At 28.6% G+C, this 22,511-nt stretch carries 21 protein-coding genes; 3 read left to right on the forward strand and 18 right to left on the reverse strand.

Going from position 1 to position 22,511, the window contains the following annotated elements; all coding sequences use genetic code 11:
* Positions 1-7 precede the first annotated feature (7 nt).
* From F3K33_RS23430 to yjbM, 5 genes are all read right to left on the reverse strand, one after another.
* Positions 8-679 carry a hypothetical protein gene (locus F3K33_RS23430; protein WP_039769897.1) on the reverse strand — a complete coding sequence of 224 codons (672 nt, stop codon included), beginning with the start codon at positions 677-679 and terminating at the stop codon, positions 8-10.
* 79 nt (positions 680-758) lie between these two features.
* Complete coding sequence (locus F3K33_RS23435) at positions 759-2,093, reverse strand: vWA domain-containing protein (RefSeq protein WP_023973941.1); 1,335 nt, start codon at positions 2,091-2,093, stop codon at positions 759-761.
* A gap of 55 nt (positions 2,094-2,148) precedes the next feature.
* A complete protein-coding gene (locus F3K33_RS23440; RefSeq protein WP_012060755.1) occupies positions 2,149-3,237 on the reverse strand; it encodes an ATP-binding protein in 1,089 nt (362 codons plus the stop codon).
* 17 nt (positions 3,238-3,254) lie between these two features.
* The gene (locus F3K33_RS23445; protein ID WP_023973942.1) at positions 3,255-4,034 is read right to left on the reverse strand and encodes a hypothetical protein; all 780 of its coding nucleotides are present in this window, start codon (positions 4,032-4,034) and stop codon (positions 3,255-3,257) included.
* Between the two features lie 233 nt (positions 4,035-4,267).
* The gene (yjbM, locus tag F3K33_RS23450) at positions 4,268-5,059 is read right to left on the reverse strand and encodes a GTP diphosphokinase (protein ID WP_023973943.1); all 792 of its coding nucleotides are present in this window, start codon (positions 5,057-5,059) and stop codon (positions 4,268-4,270) included.
* 203 nt (positions 5,060-5,262) lie between these two features.
* On the opposite strand from yjbM, the gene F3K33_RS23455 reads away from it, so the two are divergent.
* The gene (locus F3K33_RS23455; protein WP_017211247.1) at positions 5,263-5,943 is read left to right on the forward strand and encodes a DUF2225 domain-containing protein; all 681 of its coding nucleotides are present in this window, start codon (positions 5,263-5,265) and stop codon (positions 5,941-5,943) included.
* A gap of 39 nt (positions 5,944-5,982) precedes the next feature.
* Positions 5,983-6,936, forward strand: a complete 954-nt coding sequence (locus F3K33_RS23460) for a methyl-accepting chemotaxis protein (protein ID WP_017211248.1) — start codon at positions 5,983-5,985, stop codon at positions 6,934-6,936.
* An 89-nt stretch (positions 6,937-7,025) separates the two neighbouring features.
* On the opposite strand, the gene F3K33_RS23465 is transcribed toward F3K33_RS23460, so the two are convergent.
* The 9 genes from F3K33_RS23465 to F3K33_RS23505 form a co-directional block, all read right to left on the reverse strand.
* The gene (locus tag F3K33_RS23465) at positions 7,026-7,904 is read right to left on the reverse strand and encodes an aldose 1-epimerase family protein (RefSeq protein WP_039769894.1); all 879 of its coding nucleotides are present in this window, start codon (positions 7,902-7,904) and stop codon (positions 7,026-7,028) included.
* 181 nt (positions 7,905-8,085) lie between these two features.
* Entirely contained in the window at positions 8,086-8,775 is a 690-nt protein-coding gene (locus F3K33_RS23470; protein WP_023973945.1) for a metallophosphoesterase, read from the reverse strand.
* Between the two features lie 26 nt (positions 8,776-8,801).
* Positions 8,802-9,062, reverse strand: coding sequence for an EscU/YscU/HrcU family type III secretion system export apparatus switch protein (locus tag F3K33_RS23475; RefSeq protein WP_012060762.1), 261 nt, complete (start codon positions 9,060-9,062; stop codon positions 8,802-8,804).
* Between the two features lie 141 nt (positions 9,063-9,203).
* Entirely contained in the window at positions 9,204-11,087 is a 1,884-nt protein-coding gene (locus F3K33_RS23480) for a flagellar hook-length control protein FliK (RefSeq protein WP_039769893.1), read from the reverse strand.
* A 281-nt stretch (positions 11,088-11,368) separates the two neighbouring features.
* On the reverse strand, positions 11,369-12,439 hold the full coding sequence (buk, locus tag F3K33_RS23485) for a butyrate kinase (RefSeq protein ID WP_012060764.1): 1,071 nt from the start codon (positions 12,437-12,439) through the stop codon (positions 11,369-11,371).
* 433 nt (positions 12,440-12,872) lie between these two features.
* Complete coding sequence (gene tlp, locus F3K33_RS23490; RefSeq protein WP_023973947.1) at positions 12,873-13,100, reverse strand: small acid-soluble spore protein Tlp; 228 nt, start codon at positions 13,098-13,100, stop codon at positions 12,873-12,875.
* Positions 13,101-13,421: 321 nt separating this feature from the next.
* Complete coding sequence (gene tyrS / locus F3K33_RS23495; protein ID WP_023973948.1) at positions 13,422-14,642, reverse strand: tyrosine--tRNA ligase; 1,221 nt, start codon at positions 14,640-14,642, stop codon at positions 13,422-13,424.
* Between the two features lie 297 nt (positions 14,643-14,939).
* Positions 14,940-16,088, reverse strand: coding sequence for an AlbA family DNA-binding domain-containing protein (locus F3K33_RS23500; protein WP_023973949.1), 1,149 nt, complete (start codon positions 16,086-16,088; stop codon positions 14,940-14,942).
* Between the two features lie 206 nt (positions 16,089-16,294).
* A complete protein-coding gene (locus F3K33_RS23505) occupies positions 16,295-17,377 on the reverse strand; it encodes a sensor domain-containing diguanylate cyclase (RefSeq protein WP_023973950.1) in 1,083 nt (360 codons plus the stop codon).
* A 336-nt stretch (positions 17,378-17,713) separates the two neighbouring features.
* On the opposite strand from F3K33_RS23505, the gene F3K33_RS26555 reads away from it, so the two are divergent.
* Positions 17,714-17,872 (forward strand): hypothetical protein, encoded by a 159-nt coding sequence (locus tag F3K33_RS26555; RefSeq protein ID WP_017211256.1) that lies wholly within the window; start codon positions 17,714-17,716, stop codon positions 17,870-17,872.
* Between the two features lie 135 nt (positions 17,873-18,007).
* Here the strand turns inward: F3K33_RS26555 and galU are convergent, their stop codons facing one another.
* The 4 genes from galU to F3K33_RS23525 all read right to left on the reverse strand — a co-directional run bounded on the left by galU (position 18,008) and on the right by F3K33_RS23525 (position 22,276).
* Complete coding sequence (gene galU, locus F3K33_RS23510) at positions 18,008-18,883, reverse strand: UTP--glucose-1-phosphate uridylyltransferase GalU (RefSeq protein WP_012060773.1); 876 nt, start codon at positions 18,881-18,883, stop codon at positions 18,008-18,010.
* Between the two features lie 183 nt (positions 18,884-19,066).
* Positions 19,067-20,155, reverse strand: a complete 1,089-nt coding sequence (locus tag F3K33_RS23515) for a Gfo/Idh/MocA family protein (protein ID WP_017211257.1) — start codon at positions 20,153-20,155, stop codon at positions 19,067-19,069.
* 187 nt (positions 20,156-20,342) lie between these two features.
* Positions 20,343-20,948, reverse strand: coding sequence for a sugar transferase (locus F3K33_RS23520; RefSeq protein ID WP_017211258.1), 606 nt, complete (start codon positions 20,946-20,948; stop codon positions 20,343-20,345).
* 110 nt (positions 20,949-21,058) lie between these two features.
* On the reverse strand, positions 21,059-22,276 hold the full coding sequence (locus F3K33_RS23525) for a glycosyltransferase family 4 protein (RefSeq protein ID WP_017211259.1): 1,218 nt from the start codon (positions 22,274-22,276) through the stop codon (positions 21,059-21,061).
* Positions 22,277-22,511 lie beyond the last annotated feature (235 nt).

Below are 22,511 nucleotides of genomic sequence, written 5' to 3' on the forward strand. Positions count from 1 at the left end.
AATCACTTTACTTATTTGTACTATCAACCGACTCTATTTTCCACTGCACATTCCCATAGTCATCACTTATTTTATATATACCTTCCAAAAGATCTATCCAATAATGATTTTTTATAACTTTACTTTCCTTATCTTCACCTGTAGCTCCATTTAAATTTTCTTCATTAAATTCATTAAAGTATTCGTATGTTTTTGAAGAAATCTCATACATATATTTAAAAGATTGTAAATCTTCACTTTCTAGCCTTATTTTATTTGATTCATTTTTCATCTCTTTACTTACAGTAGACAACATATACTCCTTTATCTTTTCATTTATATTATTTTCCATTATCTTATCAGTTTTAATTACCTTAGAGAAAAACGGTATTGCATTTTGAGTGTATGCTCTATACTGTTGCCATAATTCTATTATGTCATTAGACATTTCATCATAATTCTTATAAAGCTTTACTAAATCTTCATTTTTTAAACTATTCTCTTCAATTCCTTTAGACAATATATCCATATTGCTTTCATTTCTTTGCTTAAAATCCTCTATCTTAGTATAGGATTCCTGACCTAGTTTATATTTATAATTATTTAATTTAAATACTACATATATATTAAGTATTATACTTACTACAAGAAGTATAGATAAAAACCTTGTATAATCTGTAATTTTCATTCCTTGGGTCAAGAATATCACTCCTCTATACTGTAATTTATTTTAACATATTACCTTATATTTGCCTATTTAAAATTGGTTAATAATTTCCCTATCTAGCCCAGTCGTGTATAGCTTCATTTACCATTTTCAATCCGATATTCCCACCTGAGCTTTCCTTCTTTTCAGTATTTATTCTTTTAATCTCTCCATAAGGATTTTTTAATGATAATTCTTCATTTCCAGATACAACCCATATAGTTTTTTTGTTAATTGGCTTTACTTCAAGCTCTCTTTCTCCAACACCATCTGTAAAATATATTAATACAGCACTTCTTAAATTATTTTCATTTATATACCTAAATACAGGTGTAAATTTCGTAGATCCATTATCTTTGCTTCTCTTTCTTATGTCATTCTCATTTCTTAAGTCATATACTTTTCTAATCTCACTATCACATTCGATAATTGTGATTTTATTCTTAATATTTGAAGTTATAGACAATATCTCCACTAGTATCTTATGCATATCACTGTCCTTCATGCTAGCACTTATATCTATTGCTACAATTAATTCAGTTTGACTCTTAGGTAACCTCCCTCTTAAATCTAATCTTTCCGGCTGTCTTCTATCCCTTCTTGTTATTGTCCTCTTATATCCTGATTTCACACTTGGGAGTATATTTTTAAGAACAAGTTGCCAAGGTATTTCTGCCTTTTCTTTGTACGCTAAAATTATGTTTTCTAATCCTTTTGGAGTGTTTTCATTATAAGCACTTAGAGCCGTTTTCTTAGTCAAATTGCTAATATCTTCATCACTTATTTGAGCACTTTCCCACAAATCATGGACTTTTGACATATCCACTTCATATTTCGAATCATCATCTTTATCAACTTTATCTTGCTTTATTCTAGACTTAATTGATTTATGAATTTCTTCTGCATATTCCTCGACACTTCTATTTTCCTCAAGTGATAAATTATATTCCATGTTAACTGCATAAAGCCTTTTGCTAAAGGGTGGTAAATCTTTTATATACTGATTAATTGAAATATCTAAAGCAACATTTACCGCTTCTTTACTAAATCTATCCTTCAATTTTCTTTCTCTTTCAAAATGAGAATTCATTATATGATATATTTCATGTTTAAATAATGCTGCCATTTCTTTTCTATTACAATCCAAAAATAAAAATGGATTAAAATACATCTCGAATCTATCACGCTTTGGAATAGTTGATATTGGCGCTGTTAAGGTAGTATTTATTTTCCGTTGAACTCTAAGCATGAATTGCCCAAAAAAAACATCTTGAGTTTGCAACAAATATAATATAATATCCTCTACTAGCTCAAAGAAATTTCTTTTATAATTATCACTAAATTTATCATCTTCACTCAATTGATAGGCTTCTTTTAAAAGTTGCTGTCTTTTTTCTTCAAAATCCATATACAAACTCAGCCTCCTTCCAAAGCTTAATTAAAAACTTTTATATCTTAACTCATCAACCAAATATATTAAAAAATGCTTCTAAGAACTCTTCAGTACCTAGTAACTTTTCATATAGTCCACTTTCCTTATAATCTCTTTTTATTTCCTTCATAATACCAAGTCTCAAATCTCTTGGATATAAATTTAAAAGTTCTGAAAATAGCCTTAAATTCCTTTCTATCGGCATATTTTCCAAATACCTTAACGAATTTTTAGACAATATGTATAATCTAGAATGATTTTCCTTTTCTATTTTTTCCTTTAGATCAAAATTTAAAATATCACTGCTGAATATATCTTCAACCTTTACTAAAGGTGTTTTTAGGTTTATCAAAAAGTTTCCAAAATCATTTGCAATGCTAATCCCAACATTTCCTTTTACAACATTCAGTAGAGTATCTAAAGAGTATTTTCCCTTATTTTTTACAAATACCTTATATGCTTTTGATACTCTCTCCCAGCTTCTTGGAGTAGCCTTTATTGTTTCTTCTGAATCAGGAGTATGAAGATATTCAGGAAATGTAGACAAAAATTCTATGATATGTTCATCTATATTTCCATCATTACTCATTCCCCACTTAATCCATTCTTTAATATCCGAGTCTAACTTTACCCAGACAAATCTATCTTCTTGAGCTGGGTCCATATCAACAACATCATATTGACTATTATTAAAGCCATCATTTTTATTAGAAGGATTCATTGCAGCTATTACTTTAACTCTCTCATCCAAAATATATCCATTAATCTCTCTATTTAAGATAAGATTCATAAGTTCTTGTGCTACGGCATGATCGCATCTATTCAATTCATCTATAAATAAAATAACATCTCTATTTATATCTTCATCTAATGCTTTTTTGATTTCAATTAGCTTACTATGTGTCGCATATATAGTCGTCCTATTTTCAACTACAGGTAGTCCTCCTATTTCCCCTTCCTTTAGCAAGTTTGCATCTATTGTAACAAGATAATATCCATTTTCTCTTGCTATACGCTTAACTAATGAAGTCTTTCCAACTCCACTTTCTCCTATAATTAAAGGCACATCATTTGATGCGACTACTAAATCTACTGTATTTAAACACTCTAAATAATTCAATCTTTTCGCCTCCATTCTTATATAGATAATTTATAATCTACTAGCAACTTTTTGGCATTCTTGCTTCCATATTCTCTTACAAAATTAATTTTATCCATTTCCAAAACCTCTAACTCTAAGAAATCTTCAATATACTTCTTACTAATATCTTCTTCTTTGATTTTTTCTTGAAGCACATCAATTACAAGTTCTACATCTATGCTTTCATAAATATACTTAACTACATTTATATTTTCATATATAAATTTCTTTATTTCATCTAAATCATAGTTGGAAATATAATTTATAGCTTCTCCATTTAGCTCTATTGCCTTTATTTTCGCCTTAAGGCTTGGATTCTTTATAAATCTAATTGCTACATAGTAGTTTTCTATAGCCTTAAGCTGAATTTCTTCAGAAGGATTCTCTATATATTTAATTGCATCATAGTCCCTACTAACAGCTAATAATTGAAGTTCCTCGCTAGGATTCTCTATAAATTGTATAGCCCATCCTTTAGTCTTAATAGCTTCCTCTATCACCTTTTTAGTAGGATTATTTATTAACTCTAAAGAGTTCCACAAGCTTTTAACACACATTATAGCAACTTCTTCATTAATGTCTTTAATATATTTTGCTGACAGCGGGGTATTTGCAATAGCTTGTTTTTGCACTTCCTTACTCGGGTTCTTAATATATTTAATATTGTTACCATTATTCTTAACAATAAATAACTCTAATTCCTCATCAACTTTGTCTATTTCCTGAATATATTCAGGATTGTTTCTCAATCTCAATAATAGTTGATCTCTATCCATTTTTATCTCCTTATCATATATATTAATTTCGTACTATATTATTTCTATATAAAACATTATACTTGATATTACTGACATATTCACTATGCTTGATTAATAAATACAATATCCCCTTCAAAATAAAAAACATAGCTGCAGATATTTCTTTTAAATATTGAAAATCTACAGCTATATTTTAAACTATTTGAACAACAAAACATAATTTTCCTTATGAACTAAATATACAAAAACTCTTAATCTGTATATTTTTCAATTTCTCTTTTAACAGAAAACAATAAACTATTTAGCTCCCAAACTTCCCCATCTTCTATTAACTTATTTAAAGTTTTTTGGAATCTGGCTGCCTCTGTTTCCTTACCTAGTGAAATTAAAGTTAATAGTAAATTCATTATATTTGAAATTAAATGTGATTTAACCTCAAATAATTTTTGTGCATCCTTAATTTCATCTTTGATTTCTAACATTTCTTCATCTAATCTAAATGCTGCATCTGCAGATCTTTTAAGTTTTTCCTTTAATTGTTCTGGTATATGTTGCTTATATTTGTAATTAAGAGAATGTTCAATAGTTGCCCAGAAATTCATTGCTAATGTTCTTATTTGAAATTCAGCCAAAATTTCAACTAGTCCTTCTGCCATATTTACAGGATATTTTATTATCATATGATAACTTCTATAACCACTCTCTTTAACATTCCTTACATAATCCTTCTCATAAAGAATCTGCATATCTTTACGTTCTCTTAATATCTGCACTACTGTGTCTATATCATCAACAAACTGACACATTATTCTTATTCCTGCAATATCCTCAAGTTCATATCTAATCCTATCTATTGGTATTTCAAATTTGTTAGCTTTTTCTAACATACTTGATACTTCTTTTACTCTTCCTGTTACAAACTCTATAGGTGAATATTCATTTTTTTTTCTATATTCTTTTCTAATTGATTTTAACTTAACTTTCAGTTCATCTACTGCTTGCTCATAAGGCATTAAGAAAACCTTCCAATCATTCATTGCCATTATATCACCCTTTAATACATTACTATCATTTCTCAATTTCATCCTTATCTATTATATCAAAAACTTTAAATTAAGTGTAATTAATAATAAATAAACTATTTAAAAAATATTCATAGACTATTTATGAATGCTTTTAATATGTTATAATCAATGTATAATATAGAATTTTATTCTAGATTGCATTTTTAATGGGGTGACTGAAAATGAGTGATACGAGTATATTAAATCATCTTTTTGACAAACAGATAGTCTGTCCTGTTTGTAATTCACATTTTAAAGCTAAAACAGTTAAATCTAAGTCACCACGAGTTATTTCTAAGGATTCAGATTTCTTTATAAGATACTCTGTAGTAAATCCGTATTTTTATGATGTATTAATATGTAATTCATGCGGCTACGCTGCAATGAGATCAGATTTTGAAAAACTAAAATCACATAAAAAAGAACTTGTTTTAAGTAACGTAACACCAAAATGGAAACCAAGAGAATATCCTCATATTTTAGATGAAAAATTAGCAATTGAGCGCTATAAATTGGCTTTATTAAATGCTATGCTTATTGATTTGCCAAATAGTACAAAAGGTATGATTTCTCTAAAAATTGCTTGGTTGAATAGATTATTGGATAATAATATTCAAGAAACTTTGTTTTTAAAGCAAGCTCTCGAAGGATTCAACACTGCTTATATGACTGAGATTTTTCCTATATATGGCTTACAAAGAGATTCTTTAATGTATCTTTTGGGAGAATTAAACCGAAGATTAGGAAATAATCAAGATGCATTACAATGGTACTCTAAAACTATTGTTAATACAAATTCTTCTTATAAAATTAAAGAGATGGCTCGCGTTGGAAAAGATTTAATTAAAACTGCCAACACATAAAAATATATTTTTATTTATCATTTCAAGGGGGAATATAACATGGGATTTTTTAACAAAAACAATAATAAAAATACTACTATGACAGAAACTATTGTATCAAATGTTTCTAACAGTGGGGAAAACAATACTAACGCTAGTCAGAAAAATTTAACTAACATCAATGATTTAAGAGAAAAAGCCGTTTTAATTGATAGTTCTATAAAAAACGCTTCGTCTACTGCATCAGAATTAGTATCTTCTGCTGAAGCTCAAAGCAGAGAAATAAGTAATGTTAAGAATATCTTATCAGGTTTTCGTGCTAATATGGAAGACTTAGCAATTAACATTACTAATGTTCACATTAAAGTGTTGGATACTGATAAATTGGCTGATACAGGATTAAATACAATAGGAAATTTAGATACATCTCTAAATGAGCTTGAAGACGCTTTCACAATATCAACTTCAACAGTAAATGCTTTAGTATCAAAACTTGAATCTGTAAACAGTATAACTGATTCTATAAGCCAAATCGCAAGCCAAACGAATCTTCTATCATTAAACGCAGCTATAGAGGCTGCAAGAGCTGGTGAAGCTGGTAAAGGCTTTTCTGTTGTCGCAGGTGAAGTTAGAAAACTTGCAGAAAACTCAAAACTTGCTGTTCAAAGTATAACTAGTATACTTGAAGAAATTAAAATAGACATATTAAAAGCTTCTAATGCAATGAATTCTGGTAATTCAGCATTAACAACTCAACATAACTCACTACAAGAAGCTAAAACTAGTTTTTCCGATATTAAAACTTCTATAGAAGATGCCACTGAAGAAATTAGCACTTGCATAGAAAATTTGACTACTGCTTCTGAGGCAAAAGATACTGTTATTAATTCAATTGATAACGTAAGCGTTCTTTTCAAAGAACATGAATCTTTATCAAAAGAAATTATTACAGATCTTAATAGCCAAGAAGATGCTATTAAAAAGATGAGTAATTCAATAGAACATTTATCATAGATTTTAAAATCTATTTATTAATAAACAATAGAAAGCTATCTAATATTTTCAATTAGATAGCTTTTATTATTTCAATTATGCTATAATTTTTACTCTTCAATAGAAATTATATAGCTACAGCTAAATTCTTTTCCTTCTTCTAGGAACATTATTCCTTCTTTATCCTTAAAGTCTCCATTAAAATCGCCATAGTCAGCATGACCAAACCAAGGTTCTATACATACAAATGGAGCGCCATCAGCTGGAGCCCATATTCCCATGTAAGGAAATCCATCAAACTCCACACTTAAAGACTTATTATGATTCTTTGATTTTATTGTAATTTTATTTGATTTTAAATCATCAAATACTAATGCGTCATCTTTAAATATATCTTTTTTAAGTTCAATAATATCACTATTAGTTAAATAATCTTTTTTCTCATGAGTAAAATATGTATTCCTATCAAAACACATAATTGAGCTATCCTCTCTCTCATTAAACTTAAGATAATAATCCTCTAATATCTCTGTTTTTTCAATTGGACACATAAATGCTGGATGAGCTCCAATTGAAAAATAGATTTTTTTATCATCCAAGTTGATAACTTTATAACTTACCTTTACACTATTTTCTTTAATATCATAAGTAACCTGCAAAGAAAACTTATATGGATATACTTCAAGACTTTTATCCGAGAACTTTAACTCAAAAGTAATAGATTCATTGCTTTGACTTAGCAAGGTAAATTGAGAAATTCTTGCTAATCCATGAGATGGTAATTCATATTCCTTTCCATCAACTCTATACTTAGAATCCTTTAGCTTGCCTATTATAGGAAATAAATGTGGTGCGTGGTATTTCCAATATTCCGGATTCCCATTCCAAAGATATTCAGTACCTTCCTTCTTACCTGTTATAGAGTGTAGTTCGCCTCCATGTTCACTAACAGTAATTTTAATTTTTTCATTTTCTAAGGAATAAATCATAAAACGTCACTCCAAATCTTATTATAATTATGTAAAGAAATATAACCTACTTATTCCAGTTGTATTTATAATAATATATAAATACAATTACCTACTTGCTTATTATTCAGATTAATTTTAAACTCCAACAAATTTTCTATTTATATTTGTTGAATTAAATTTCATTCTATATTTATCTGCATCATAATATCTTTTTAGGATCAAAATTCAAATAATCTGCTGATGTTAATATATATTCTACTCCATCTAAATATCCATTCAATACTTTTCCAAGTAGTACTGGACCATGCAAATGTCCATATATAACTTTTTCTACACTGTATTCTTTAATCATTCGTGTAAATTCAGATTCCTCAAATTTATCATTTGTAGGAGGGTAATGAAGCATAACAATTATCTTTTCAAATCCACTATTTTTCGCAGCATCTAACGAAAGTTTCAACCTTATTTGTTCTCTGGTATATATTTTTTCATCTTTGCTAGTATATTTATCCCCTCCTGGGCACATCCATCCTCTAGTCCCACATATAGCATAATCTTCATAAGTATAAAAATTATTTTGGAGAAACTTAGTATTTTCATACATCTTATTTAATTTCGATATGCTCCCCCACCAATAATCATGGTTTCCTTTGCTTATAATCTTTTTACCTGGTAATTCATTTATCCAGTCCAAATCATATTTACTATCATTCTCTTTTAAAGACCAAGATATATCTCCAGCTATAAGCACCATATCTTTTTCAGTTATTTTTTTAAGCCAATTTTCTTTTATTTTATCAGAATGCGCTTTCCACTTATCTCCAAAAATGTCCATTGGCTTTTCAACATTAAAACCTAAGTGTAAATCTGAAATAGTATAAAGTGCCATTTTCTCACCTTCCGTGTTTCTTCTGTCTATAATCTCTTCTTATCCAAATCAGTAAGAAAAGCAATTACATGAGCTACTGCTTCATATAATTCCGTAGGAATTTCATCTCCAACATCTACATTACACAATAAATCAGTTAGCTCTTTATTGTATACTATTGGTACTTCGTTTTGCGTTGCTTTTTCTATTATTTTATCTGCAATATGCCCCATCCCAGCTGCTGTAACTACTGGTGCATCGCTATTAAATTCATACTTTAATGCTGCGGCTTTCTTCCTCTGATTCATATTCCTGTACACTCCTAACCAATATTTTCAATAGTGCCAAAATGTACAATTAAAGCTAAAATTCCTTACGATCTAAAAGCATTATAATTAAGACTCCTTCATTGCACATTAACTGCGTATTTTAAATGAATACACTAATTATTATACCTTAATATCGATAGCAGAAATAGTTAAATCGTTAAAGAAATTTCTACAACTTACTAAGTCCACAGGCTTTTCTTTCATGGATACACTTATATTAACAAACAACCCAAGTGTTGATAACCCATCTGCTAATTTAGATTTATTATTGTTTAAAATAGATGCAAAATGACTTTCACATTTTAAATTTACATCAATTCTGTTATCTCTTAATGTCAAATATCCATCGACCTCTCCTAAATTAGCTGTTTTAACACTAACAACCATTTTAGCATTAGTCTTATCTATTTTTTTACCATCTTTTCTATTATCCTTTATTATTAGTTTACATGGATATTCTTGGCTATTTGCATTTATAGGAATATTTAAATAATAATACTCATTGCTTACGGAATTGAATACCTTAATATCATTTATATTATTTTTTATTAAATCCATTATTTTTTCATATCCTGCATCCTTTAAATCCACATGTGCTATTAAGTTCTTAACTATATCCCTTACTCCATCTATCTTGAATTTCATATCAGCTTTTATAGCTTCTTTGCTATCTAAATTACTTCTTAATAGTAAATCCTCATTTTTTAGATCAGCAAAGTTTTCCTTAAATGATGTTGACAATTCCTTAGGCTGTATATTTCCACCTTTATCATTAGATACTGTTTCTTCATAGTGATCTTTTCCTTCAATTCTATTATTCAATAATTTATTGAATTCTTTATATTCACTATCAGTAAGTTTAACTTCCCTGCCTTCAATATTACTTAATAATATTTCTAATTTATTTTTATTTGATGATTCTATAAGACTTTGTGCTTGTGTCCTGGGTTCACTATCAGTTGTGATACTATTACCCATTGTTTCCTTTATTAGCTCAACTATTTCTTTATTATTTAATTTTTCAACTAACGAAGGTGAAAGATTTACTTTTTGAGTATTTAAGTTATTTTTCTCATTATCAGCAAACTTTTGAGCTATATTTAATTCACTATCTTCACTTCCTGCTAATGTTTTTAATACATCCAGAACATTTATTTTCCTATTTGAAGGATCATTCTCATTATACAACTTCGATGCTATTGCTTTAGTTGTATCTGTAGTATTCTTCATCAGGTCAATTTCTCTATCTATTGTTTTATTTTTAACTACAGTCTCAAGGTTATTATTTGGTGATTCTATAAAATTTAATGACTCATTCATCTTTTTTAATATTTGCTCTATTGATGAATTTCCTTTAAACAACTTGTTAAAACTATCTATACTTTCTTCCGAAAAATCCAAATTATTTTCTATAAATGTAAGTATATCGTCTTGTGACATATTCTTAAATTCATTCAGGAACTTGGTAAGCATCTCTTTAACAGCTTGACCTTCCTCACTATTTCCAGATATATTTTTACTTTGAAGATATGTTTGAATAAATGCATCTATTTCCTTTGGATTTGAACTTATCTTTCCATTAAATTGAATTAATCCTTTAATTAAATTAATATTATCTCTAGTTAGAGGAAGATTACGCTTAACCATCTGTTTTAAAATATCAATATCTTCCTTTGAAAGGCCTTCTTTATCGATTATTTCCTGAAAGCTTTCATCACCAGTTGATTTTTCATCTACAGAATCTTCTACTAGTTTTAATTTTAACTTCCCATTTTCAAATCCGTTTACTTGGAACTTAACTAACTTAAGATCATCCAAATTGATATTTCCCTCAAGCTCAGCAATAAATTGCCATCCATCTGATAACTTGACTGTAATATCTTTTCCATCTCCCTTTGCAACTACTCTTCCTGTAAAGCGTTCCCCTACTTCAAAAGTTAACTTGCTAGAAATTTTTTTTGTATTTATATTATATCCATTATTTATATTCCAAATTCCTGGCATATTATCTTCTCCCCTACTAATTTCATTCGTACTTTCCCGATCACTCTATTATACTTATCGTATGAACATAGCATAAGTTAACTAAAAAATTAAATGTTATTAATTACAATTTAGATATTCAGCATGATTAATCTATTATAATATTATCCGAGTACACACCTATTCGATATAACATTATAGCATTTATACTTGCAAATTTTAAGGTTATAAAAAATAAGGTGAAGCTTCCGTTTTAAAGAACCCTCACCTCTATCATTATCTTATTAAATTCACTTAATAATTTATTTGTATTCTTTAACTTCTTCTTCTCCGTTAAGTACTCTAATTACGCCTTGTGCTAAAGCAAGCATTTCATCTTCACCTGGATAGATCACCATAGGTGCTATAAAGCCTACTCGTTCTCTTATTAGATTAACCATAGGCTTTCCATATGCCATTCCCCCAGTTAAAATTATAGCGTCAACATTACCGTTAAGTACTGTTGCTGCCGCACCTATCTCCTTTGAAACTTGATATCCCATAGCATCATGTACCATCTTAGCCTTTGGATCTCCATCTAGTGCAGCACTTTCTACAACCCTAGCATCGTTTGTGTCAAGATAAGCTACAAATCCACCTTTTCCTGTTATTTTCTTTAAGATTTCTTCCAATGTATACTTTCCGCTAAAACACATTCTAGCCAAATCGCCTGATGGAACTCCACCACTTCTTTCTGGGGAGAAAGCTCCTTCACCATCAAGTGCATTATTAACATCCACTATTTTTCCTTTTTTATGTGCACCTACAGAAACACCGCCACCCATGTGTGCTACGATAACATTTATATCTTCATAATTTTTAGAGTTTTCTCTAGCGTATCTTTTAGCTACTGCCTTTTGATTTAGCGCATGAAAAATACTCTTCCTAGGAAGCTCTGGAACACCTGACAATCTAGCTATTTCTTCCATTTCATCTACTACTACTGGATCTACTATGAATGCAGATTTGCCAATAGATTTAGAAATTTCATTTGCTATTATAGCACCTAGATTAGATGCATGCTCTCCTTTAATACTTTCCTTTAAATCCTTCAACATGTTATCATTTACATTATATGTGCCACTTAGGATTGGTTTTAAAAGCCCCCCCCTACCTACTACTGCATCTAATTCCTTTATATCTATTTTATTATCTTTCAATATCTTCAATATAACTTCTGTTCTAAAGTTTTGTTGATCAGAGATATGTTTAAATTCTCCTATTTCTTCTGAAGAATGTCTTATAGTTTCTCCAAATACTTCCTTTTCATCCTCAAATACAGATATTTTTGTTGACGTAGAACCTGGGTTTATTATTAATAATTTATAGCTCACACTTTTTCCTCCCTTAAGATTTTATTTTCAATATTCCAATATGACCTGTAAAATTAAATTTTATAGTAATTCAAAAATATTAATTGCTACTGCCATTAATGAAAATTTTGTAGAAAATACAAATATGTTGGCGATAATATTATATACTGTATATCGGATTGTTACAAGAAATAATTACTATATAATTTAAACCTTTTCATCACCTTACTATTATAACCTGAAACTATGTAAATTAACAAATACTTTTTTCATATAATTAGGATATTCATTAAGCTTTTAAATAGAAATCACTTGTGACTTATAAATAATTCACAAGTGATTTTTATTTTACACTTAGTAACTTAATATATTTTAATAGGATATACTATATATTAATAATATACTTTATACTTCATTTTTTTGTTAAATGCTATTAAATTTATACGTATTCCTTCTACTTATATCCTCTTTCTTTATCCAATGCCTCATCTCTAATTTCTTCTCTCATGCCTCGAAGCGCTTCTTCTCTTCTATCATTCTTCTCTTTTAATGTTTCTTGCATTTTAGGATCATCAGTTTTTTCTATCATTTCATCTGCAAGTTCGCAATTCAAGATGGTTCTATCAATGTTATATTGAATTCTATCTACATTATCTTTTCTGTTATCTAGTTTGTTTTTCATAATTGTATCTCTCCTTTGTTTAAATATTAGGATTACTTATATTCAAGTAATTTTCATTTTTTATTATTTACAAGATAATAATTTATTATGTACAAACATATGATACCCGTAAAAAATATAAATACTAATCTGACTTGCCGATACATCATAATAAAATATTATTAATATGTTTGTATGTATTATAGATGAGACTGCCATATATATGATTTATACTTATTTGGCAACAATATTTGAAAGCTTTTATTAGTATTCAAAAAAACAAAAAGTTGTTAACTAAAAGTTTTTACACCTTCAATTAACAACATATTTTGTATAATAAAATTATTTAATTTCTATCTTATTATAGTTTTTCTTTCCTCTTTTAATTAATACAGCACCATCTTGGAAGTCTTCTTCAGTTAAGATTCTATTAACGTCCTCAACTTTGACTCCATTAATAGACAAGCCACCTTGCTCAATTAATCTTCTACCTTCTTTTTTAGATGGAATAATTTTAGTACTTGCCATTACCTCTAATATAGGTAAACCAATTTCTTCTTTAGCTATAGTAACAGTTGGAACATTTGACATATCAGCTCCACCAGCAAATAATGCTGTTGCTGCTTCTTCTGCCTTCTTAGCTTCTTCTTCTCCATGAACAAGTTTAGTTATCTCATACGCAAGAACTTTCTTAGCTCCATTTATCTCAGCTCCTTCAAGCGCACCTAATCTCCTCACTTCATCCATTGGTAAGAATGTCAATAATGCCAAGCATTTTTCAACATCTGCATCATCTACATTTCTCCAATATTGATAAAAATCATATGGTGAAGTTTTTGCAGGATCTAACCATAATGCTCCTCCAACAGTCTTACCCATTTTTTGTCCTTGACTATTTGTAAGTAAAGTACAAGTCATAGCCATAGCTTCCCCTTGAGCTTTTCTTCTTACAAGTTCAACTCCAGCTATCATATTAGACCATTGATCATCTCCGCCAAGCTGCATTTTACAGTTATATTTTTGATTTAATTCATAAAAATCATATCCTTGCATTAACATATAGTTAAATTCTAAGAATGATAATCCTTTTTCTAATCTTTGTTTAAAGCATTCTGCTGTTAACATTCTGTTTACAGAAAAGTGCACTCCTACTTCTCTTAAGAAATCAACATAATTAAGATTTAAAAGCCAATCAGCATTGTTTGCTAATATTGCCTTACCATCAGAAAAATCTATAAATCTCTCCATTTGTTTCTTAATAGAATCTACATTATGCTGAATATCTTCTTTAGTAAGCATTTTTCTCATATCAGTTTTACCACTTGGATCTCCAACCATGGCAGTTCCACCACCAATTAAAGCTATCGGTCTATGTCCTGCTCTTTGCATATGAGCCATAAACATCATTGCTATAAAATGTCCTACATGTAAGCTATCTGCTGTAGGATCAAAGCCTATATAGAAAGTTATTTTTTCATTCTCCAATAATTTTCTTGTTTCTTCTTCATGTGTAAATTGTTTTATGTATCCTCTCTCTAATAGCTCATCTAATACATTTGCCATTATAGTACCTCCTAAAATTTTCTTATTTGAGTTAATATAAACTAATTGCAGATTACAAGTCCAGATTATAAAAACTATACGTATTTCTCAAAAAATATATTTTAGCTTCATAAATTTATTAAACTTTTCATCACAACTTTTTGTTACATAAGTTTTTAACTTATGCTGCATTTCAGGTTAATAAAGTAATATTATTCTAAATTTCATATTAGAATTACTTATTATAGTATATCCTCAACCTTAAATTTTGGCAATAATTCATATTTTATATACACTTATTTAGATTTAAACTCCATGTCATTTAATTTCAATGCTCGGCAATATCACCTTGAAACTATGTTCTGCTCGTGAATTAATAAATTTAACTCTGCCTTTCCCTTTAAAAGAATTTTTAATAATTGTAAATCCTCTTCCGCTATTTAAAAATCTTCTTTTCTCATCTAAAGAAATTAGTTTTTCATATAACCAAATATTTCTTTTATTATAATTGGTTCTTTGCCCTTTTACATTTTCATCTATGAACTCACCAGGGCTTGAAATAATAATTTTATTCCTATCTATAATTATTTCGATTATTTTATTCAAATCAAAGTATTCTCTATATAGAACTGCATTCTTTATTGCTTCAATTATTGCTTGCATTGGATAATTCTTTGGTAATATATCTTTTATTTTTTCTTCTGCACTATCTATCATAGATAAAAGATTTCCTTGAATTATGTGCAATTCTCCATTGGTTTTTTCTAACTTATTAATGATTTTTATCATATTGTTAGGAATATATATATAATTCTTATCAGAAAATACAAGCAATCCTCCATATGTGCATTTAAGAGGTGCGCCTTCTTTATGTTCAAAGGCTATTCCTGCACTTAACAGTAAAAATCTCTTATTTTCTTCATTAATTTCTATACCCTTTTTGCTGAAATATTTATTAACCAATTCCATATTTAGAATATCAATGCTACTTTTTATAAGAGGGCATGTTTCAATAGTTAAGCTTAGATTTTCCTCAAATAATACAATTAATTCTTGCTTTCTCATTACATCTGTAGTAGAACCTCTCCTTATATAAAAAGCTCCATTATCCCTAACTTGATATGGCTTTTGTCCCCCATCATAAATTGATATTACGCCTATTTTCTTATTTTTAATCTCTACAAAATCAACTTCTATTGGTATTGGAGGCTCACATCTTGTCGTTATTATTTGCTGTATCTGCTCTTCTTTAAACATGTCATTTTCTTGTATGCCTATAATATTCTTGGTTTTATCTTCAACTCCAACAATTATATATCCTCTTCCCCCACTCGAATTAGCTATGGCACATATATCTTTAGTTAATTCTTTCTTACCTGTCTCACAGAAAAGCTCTAGTTTCAATTTAAAATCTAACTTTGTTCCTTCTTCTCTTTTTATCAAAGATAGTAACTTTTTACTATCCATAATATACCCTCCTTATATATTTATTAATAAATACCACAAGTTACAAAATATTTTACCGGATGCTTTAAAGATAATATAAATTTAGCCAATAACTACTTTTTAATTTAATAATAATTTTTTTACTTATCCACTATAAAATATTATTAGCCTAAATAATAAAAAAGCATTCTTATTAATATAAATAAGTTTGCTTTATAATATTATTATTAGATTTTAAATATATTTCCACTCAGAACTCTATTCTTACCACTTTTTTTAGCTTTATATAATAAATCATCAGCCTTACTTATAAGTTCATTTAAGTCTGTACCATTTAAAGGGAAAAATGAAATTCCAAAACTTGCTGTTATAGACTCATCTCTACCGTTACAATTTATTTTACTACCTTCAATTGTACGTCGTATAGCTTCAATTTTGGTATACACATTATCCTCACTAGTAAAATCTGAAATATATAGAATAAATTCTTCCCCTCCATATCTGGCGAAGATATCATTTTTATCTATTCCACACTTAACAATATTAGCTGTGTTAATCAAAATCTTATCACCAAATTGATGACCATATGTATCATTTACCTTCTTAAAATCATCTATATCTATCATTACTATGGCAAATTTATCGTTTAATTTTCTATTATCATTCTTTTCTAAGAATTCAAAAAAGTATTTCCTATTATATATTCCAAGTAGAGGGTCTCTTTGATTTATTTTTTCTAATTCTTTATATAGCAAAGAATTTTCTATTGCAATCGCAATCTGGTTTGCAATTGATCTAAGGAAAAGTTTAAGCTCTATGTTCATAAATTTATAGAGATTATGTTCTACTACTATATATCCAATAAATTTTTCTCTCAGCTTTATTGGCGATCCCATAATTGAATGTATGTCTATTTTATGTTCTCCAGTCTGCTTCAAAGGCTTTCTGGAATTAACTAAGAATTCCTCTCCATTGTTTATATGAACAAACTCCTTAGAAGTTAGATTTATATTCATATTCTCAATATTGCTTGCCTTAACTATTAACTCACCATTTTCTATCATAAATATGGTTGAATATGTAACTCCTAGTATTCCAAGAATCATGTCATTAATTAGAGATATTAAATTATCACTGCTAAAAAATGTATTTATATATTTACTTACTTCTATTATATTAGATAAAGAATCTATGCTCTTTTCTAGTCTTACGTTTTTCTCATTTAGTTCTTGTATATGTTGTTCTGAAAACTTCTGATATGTTTCATATTCTATCTTTAGCGATTTATACAGCTTCTCATAATCCTGCATTTGTCCCACCATCCTCTAATCATACGAACTCCATGATTATATAACAACTTAAATTTACCATTATTTTATACTTAATACAATTATACTACAAGTAATAAAATAATTGAATACAATTACTTCAAGCTGTTTGTAAATTTTACTATATCTTTAAATTGCATATGCCAGCATGTACACGCCATAAAAAATCATAATAAGGTTAATTATAATTAGTTTTTTATAACGATTTTTACTATATTCTTCATCTCTCTTCAATTACTAGGAAAATTTTCATGAATTGCATCTTTCAATTTAGGATAAACTAATATTACAAAATTAATTTTACAAGGAGACAAAATAATGAGATTTATACAATGGCTTTTAGGTGTATTTATATTTTTATTGATATGTACACTATTTATACAATTTGGTAATTCGGTATTAAATATTGTATTACTTATTTCACTAATTATATTTGGTATAAGATTCTTAATTCAAAAGTATACCAATCGTTATTAGTTTCTAAAAGTTTAATTTCTGATATTAGATTTTCATATACATATCAAAACTACTATCGTTATGTATATTTTATAAATTAATAAATCCTAAAATATACTTTAGGATTTATTAATTTAATTACTCTTAATTTATTTTCTAATAATTATTTTCCCATGGCTTAGAACTTAAATAATCTATAAATTCATCTCTTAATTCATCTTTCTTTAAGGCAAATTCTATTGTTGCTTGCAAGAACCCAAGTTTATCTCCAACGTCATATCTTTTACCTTCAAAGTTATATGCATACATGGCCTCAGTTCCAATTAAAGTTTTTAGCGCGTCTGTTAATTGAATCTCTCCACCTTTTCCTGGCTTAGTATTTTCTAATATATTAAATATTTCTGGTGTTATAATATATCTTCCAAGTATAGCAACATTACTTGGTGCTTCTTCGGTATTAGGCTTTTCAACTAAATCTTTTACCTTATAAACTCTATCTTCAACATGTATTCCATCTACTATACCGTACTTGGAAACATTTTCTTTAGCTACTGTTTGAACTCCTAGGATAGTAGTTTTATATTCGCTATAACAGTCTATTAATTGTTTTAAGCATGGTTTTTCGCTATCAACAATATCATCACCTAGTAAAACAGCAAATGGTTCATTTCCAACAAAAGTTTTTGCACAATGAATTGCATGACCTAATCCTCTTGGTTCTTTTTGTCTTATATAATGTATATCAACCATATCAGATATATCTCTTACTAATTCAAGTAATTCTGATTTTCCAGACTTCTCTAATTCTAATTCTAATTCTACTGATTTATCAAAATGATCTTCTATAGATTTTTTGTTTCTACCTGTAATGATTAAGATTTCTTCAATTCCAGAAGCGATTGCTTCTTCAACTATGTATTGAATTGTTGGTTTATCAACTACTGGAAGCATCTCCTTTGGTTGCGCCTTAGTTGCAGGTAAAAATCTTGTTCCAAGACCTGCGGCTGGTATAATAGCTTTTTTTACTTTCACAATATATCATCCTCTCATCTTATTATTGGTAATTTAAATATATTAAGCCATAATAAACAATTCTAATTAATTTTGCCCAACACATTTTTTAAGTATTCCTATTTTATATATACTTTTTACATATTTATGAAATAATAGTTTAAATGTATTCAACAACTTAATACATTTAAACTAAAATCTTTGCTAATTCTCTTTCATATCTAATGTTTTAAAATCTGTTAATGGAAATTTTACTGGCATTCCTGTTTTTCTTGATTTATATGCTGCAAGTATTATAGACATTGCCTTCTTACCTTCTTCTCCCGATACTAGCGGATCTCTATTATCATTTATAGAATCTATTACATCCTTAAATAACGGTGTGTGTCCTTCTCCATATACATTATCTATTTTAACATTTACAGACTTCTTAACCGCTTCTTCATCTTCGCCTTCAAATCTCCATGTTTCAAGCTCATTAACTGCAAGACCACCAATTGATACTGCTCCTGTTTCGCCAAATATACTTAATGTTTCTTCTAGATTTTTAGGATAAACACAAGCTGATCCCTCAACTATTCCAATAGCACCATTTTTGAATCTTATTATTACAGCACCAAAATCTTCAGCTTCAATATCTCTTAGATAAGTATCACATTCGGCATAAACTCTTTCGATTTCTCCACCCATCATCCATTGAAGTAAATCTATATTATGTATACACTGGTTCATAAGTGTACCACCATCTAATGCCCAAGTTCCTCTCCAAGGTGCTTGTTCATAATATCCCATATTCCTATTCCAAAGTATTCTAGCTGTACCATTAACTAATTTTCCAAACTTTTTGTCTTCTATAGCTTCTCTTAATTTCTGTATAGGCTTATTAAACCTATTTTGATGACAAACTCCAAGCTTAACATCGTTTTCTTTAGCCACCTTAATCATTTCATTAGCATCTTCAATAGACATAGCCATTGGCTTTTCTACTAATGCACTAGCTCCTTTTTTCATGCTATGAATAGCAATTTCAGCATGATAGCCACTTTCTGTCGCTATTGTAACCACATCTATATCTTCTTTTTCTAACATTTCTTTATAATCTGTATATACATGCACAGAATCTTCAGCTGCTCCAGTTTTTTCTATGTATTCAGATTTCTTTGCTTCCGCTTTTTCTAAAACCACATCACAAGTCGCTACAAGTTCCGCTTCTTCTACATTTTTAGCTAATGCTTCAACATGCTTATATGAGATTCTTCCGCAACCAATAATAGCAAATTTTAATTTTTTCATATTAATCTACCTCTCTCAAATTAAATACTTTTAATCAAATTCAATAGTTCATAATTTCCTTTAAAGTTAGTTTTACTAATGCATTTAGAACAATATTTTAAATACATACGCTAAAATCACAAGTTAAGAGACTAATTTTAAATAATAGTATTTTAACTTCATTAGCTATCGAAACAATTTTCTTTGATTAAAGGCATTTCACTATTGTTTTAAGTATTATATAAATATCTAAAAATATATTATTTTTATTTATATATTCTAGATTTAATGCAAGTTTATCTGGCATAATTGTGTTTATGTAAAAATCATCAGGATTTTCTGCTTCTCCAAGTAAATCATTTTCATCTCTATATCTAATTGATGCTAAATCTGTTATCCCTGGTTTAACTTCTAGAACCCTTCTCTGTTCCTCATTATACATCTTTACATATCTAGGAACTTCTGGTCTCGGCCCCACTAGGCTCATGTCTCCTTTAAATACATTTATTAATTGTGGAAGTTCATCAAGTTTATATTTTCTTAAAAAAGCACCTATTTTAGTAATTCTGCTATCATTTCCTACAGTAATTTGTCTTCCTAACTTTTCTGCATCCACAACCATAGTCCTAAACTTCAAAATCTCAAATTCTTCATTTTTTTCACCAATTCTTATTTGTTTAAAAAATACAGGTCCATCAGAATCTGTTTTTATTCTAATGGCAATAACTATCAAAATCGGACTTAAAACTATAAGTCCTAAAGTAGAACATATCAAATCAAATATTCTTTTAACTACTTTATTGAATGTATTCATCTATTTACTCCTAATTCATTTATTTCAGAACATATAATATTATATTAACTATTTTACAACTTTTTAGTCAATTCAGCTCATATTATTGAATTTCTTCATAAATTTTTAAGTTATTTTAGTGCATCTAAAAATTTCTCTGCAAGCCCGCGATAAGTATGATTTTCCAACACATAATCCTTACCATTTTGGCCCAAGTTATTTTTTTCATCTTCGCTTAAGTTTCTAATATCCATAACTGCTTTCACAACAGCATCTGGATCTTCTGCTGGTACCGTAATACCACAATTTGAATCCTTCACTGGATCATTCGAAGCCTCAACTGCATATATTACTGGTCTTGCTGCCATCATATAGTCAAATAATTTATTTGGACTTACGCCATAATTAAATAAATTTTGCTTTTTTAGTCCTATATAACATATGTCTAATAATCTTAGTACATTATCCATATTATCTTTAAGTACAGGATCTAGAAATTCAACATTCGTTACATTACTAGTTTTAGCATATTGTATTAATTCATTTTTCACGTTTCCATTTCCAACTAATACATACTTTATTTTTTCATCTGTAGTTTTCTTTGCAGCATCAATCATCGTATCTAATACATTAGCTGGCGAGTGATTTCCTGTATATCCAACTAAGAAATAACCTTCATCTTTTAGTTCTTGTAATCTTTCAATAGTTTTTTCCATAGGAGCATTTTTTTTCTCTCCAACAATTATTCCATTTGGAACATGAACATAATTATCCGCACTAAATCCCCTATCTTTCATATGCCTATCTGCATTAGGTAAAATTGAAATAATTTTATCACAATTTTTAAAAGCAAAATCCTCTGCTCTTTGAAGCATAACTATAGCTGGATTATTCTTAGAATACCCTCCTATTTCCATTGGCGTTAAAGGCCATAAGTCATGTATCTCAAAAAACAGTTTAGCATTACTCCTCTTTGCAATCCTATGAGCTGGATATATATCTAAAGGATAAGTCGAAGATGCTATTACTGCATCTGGTCTATATTTATCGGCAAGTTTCTTATAATTCATTCTCAATTTGAACATGAATGTTGATATATTTTTAATTCTTCCAACTCCATTTCCCTGATATTCTGGAGTTTTAACCCATACATATGTAATTCCATCTATAATTTCTTCTTCGAAATCCTCTTTTATTTGTGGGTTTTTCTTTCGTAAATGTGAAAAATCAGCACCAAGTATGATTACTTTATGTCCCATATCAACCCATTCTCGCCCCATATAATAAGGTCTAAATTCCATTCCATGATAATCAGACCCTGCGTAATGATTTATAAGTAAGATATTCATCTTAATTGCTCCTTTTTTGCATTATAATGTTAATTAACGCTATAGATTATAACATAAGTGAAGCTCAAAATCTATGATTTTGCTAACTGAACTTATCCAGCGAGTGCATGCGAGTCGGATTTCCTTTAAAAAAAGAACTTTAAATCTACCCCCTAACATTATATTAATACCTTCTACTTCATTATCCAACTATGATTTTGCTAGTCTAACTTATCTATAAAATGAAAATTATCAA

Source organism: Clostridium beijerinckii (assembly GCF_008705175.1).
Classification (GTDB): Bacteria; Bacillota; Clostridia; order Clostridiales; family Clostridiaceae; genus Clostridium; species Clostridium beijerinckii.

What these genes read in the sequence shown, in the direction of transcription:
- F3K33_RS23455 (WP_017211247.1), top strand. Translation starts at nt 5,263, where the DNA reads ATGAGTGATACGAGTATATTAAATCATCTTTTTGACAAACAGATAGTC.
- F3K33_RS23470 (WP_023973945.1), bottom strand. Translation starts at nt 8,775, where the DNA reads ATGGCACTTTATACTATTTCAGATTTACACTTAGGTTTTAATGTTGAA.
- F3K33_RS23460 (WP_017211248.1), top strand. Translation starts at nt 5,983, where the DNA reads ATGGGATTTTTTAACAAAAACAATAATAAAAATACTACTATGACAGAA.
- F3K33_RS23435 (WP_023973941.1), bottom strand. Translation starts at nt 2,093, where the DNA reads ATGGATTTTGAAGAAAAAAGACAGCAACTTTTAAAAGAAGCCTATCAA.
- F3K33_RS23475 (WP_012060762.1), bottom strand. Translation starts at nt 9,062, where the DNA reads ATGAATCAGAGGAAGAAAGCCGCAGCATTAAAGTATGAATTTAATAGC.
- F3K33_RS26555 (WP_017211256.1), top strand. Translation starts at nt 17,714, where the DNA reads ATGAGATTTATACAATGGCTTTTAGGTGTATTTATATTTTTATTGATA.
- F3K33_RS23500 (WP_023973949.1), bottom strand. Translation starts at nt 16,088, where the DNA reads ATGGATAGTAAAAAGTTACTATCTTTGATAAAAAGAGAAGAAGGAACA.
- tyrS (WP_023973948.1), bottom strand. Translation starts at nt 14,642, where the DNA reads ATGGCAAATGTATTAGATGAGCTATTAGAGAGAGGATACATAAAACAA.
- tlp (WP_023973947.1), bottom strand. Translation starts at nt 13,100, where the DNA reads ATGAAAAACAAACTAGATAACAGAAAAGATAATGTAGATAGAATTCAA.
- F3K33_RS23445 (WP_023973942.1), bottom strand. Translation starts at nt 4,034, where the DNA reads ATGGATAGAGATCAACTATTATTGAGATTGAGAAACAATCCTGAATAT.
- F3K33_RS23465 (WP_039769894.1), bottom strand. Translation starts at nt 7,904, where the DNA reads ATGATTTATTCCTTAGAAAATGAAAAAATTAAAATTACTGTTAGTGAA.
- F3K33_RS23515 (WP_017211257.1), bottom strand. Translation starts at nt 20,155, where the DNA reads ATGAAAAAATTAAAATTTGCTATTATTGGTTGCGGAAGAATCTCATAT.
- F3K33_RS23480 (WP_039769893.1), bottom strand. Translation starts at nt 11,087, where the DNA reads ATGCCAGGAATTTGGAATATAAATAATGGATATAATATAAATACAAAA.
- yjbM (WP_023973943.1), bottom strand. Translation starts at nt 5,059, where the DNA reads ATGGCAATGAATGATTGGAAGGTTTTCTTAATGCCTTATGAGCAAGCA.
- F3K33_RS23525 (WP_017211259.1), bottom strand. Translation starts at nt 22,276, where the DNA reads ATGAATATCTTACTTATAAATCATTACGCAGGGTCTGATTATCATGGA.
- F3K33_RS23505 (WP_023973950.1), bottom strand. Translation starts at nt 17,377, where the DNA reads ATGCAGGATTATGAGAAGCTGTATAAATCGCTAAAGATAGAATATGAA.
- F3K33_RS23520 (WP_017211258.1), bottom strand. Translation starts at nt 20,948, where the DNA reads ATGAATACATTCAATAAAGTAGTTAAAAGAATATTTGATTTGATATGT.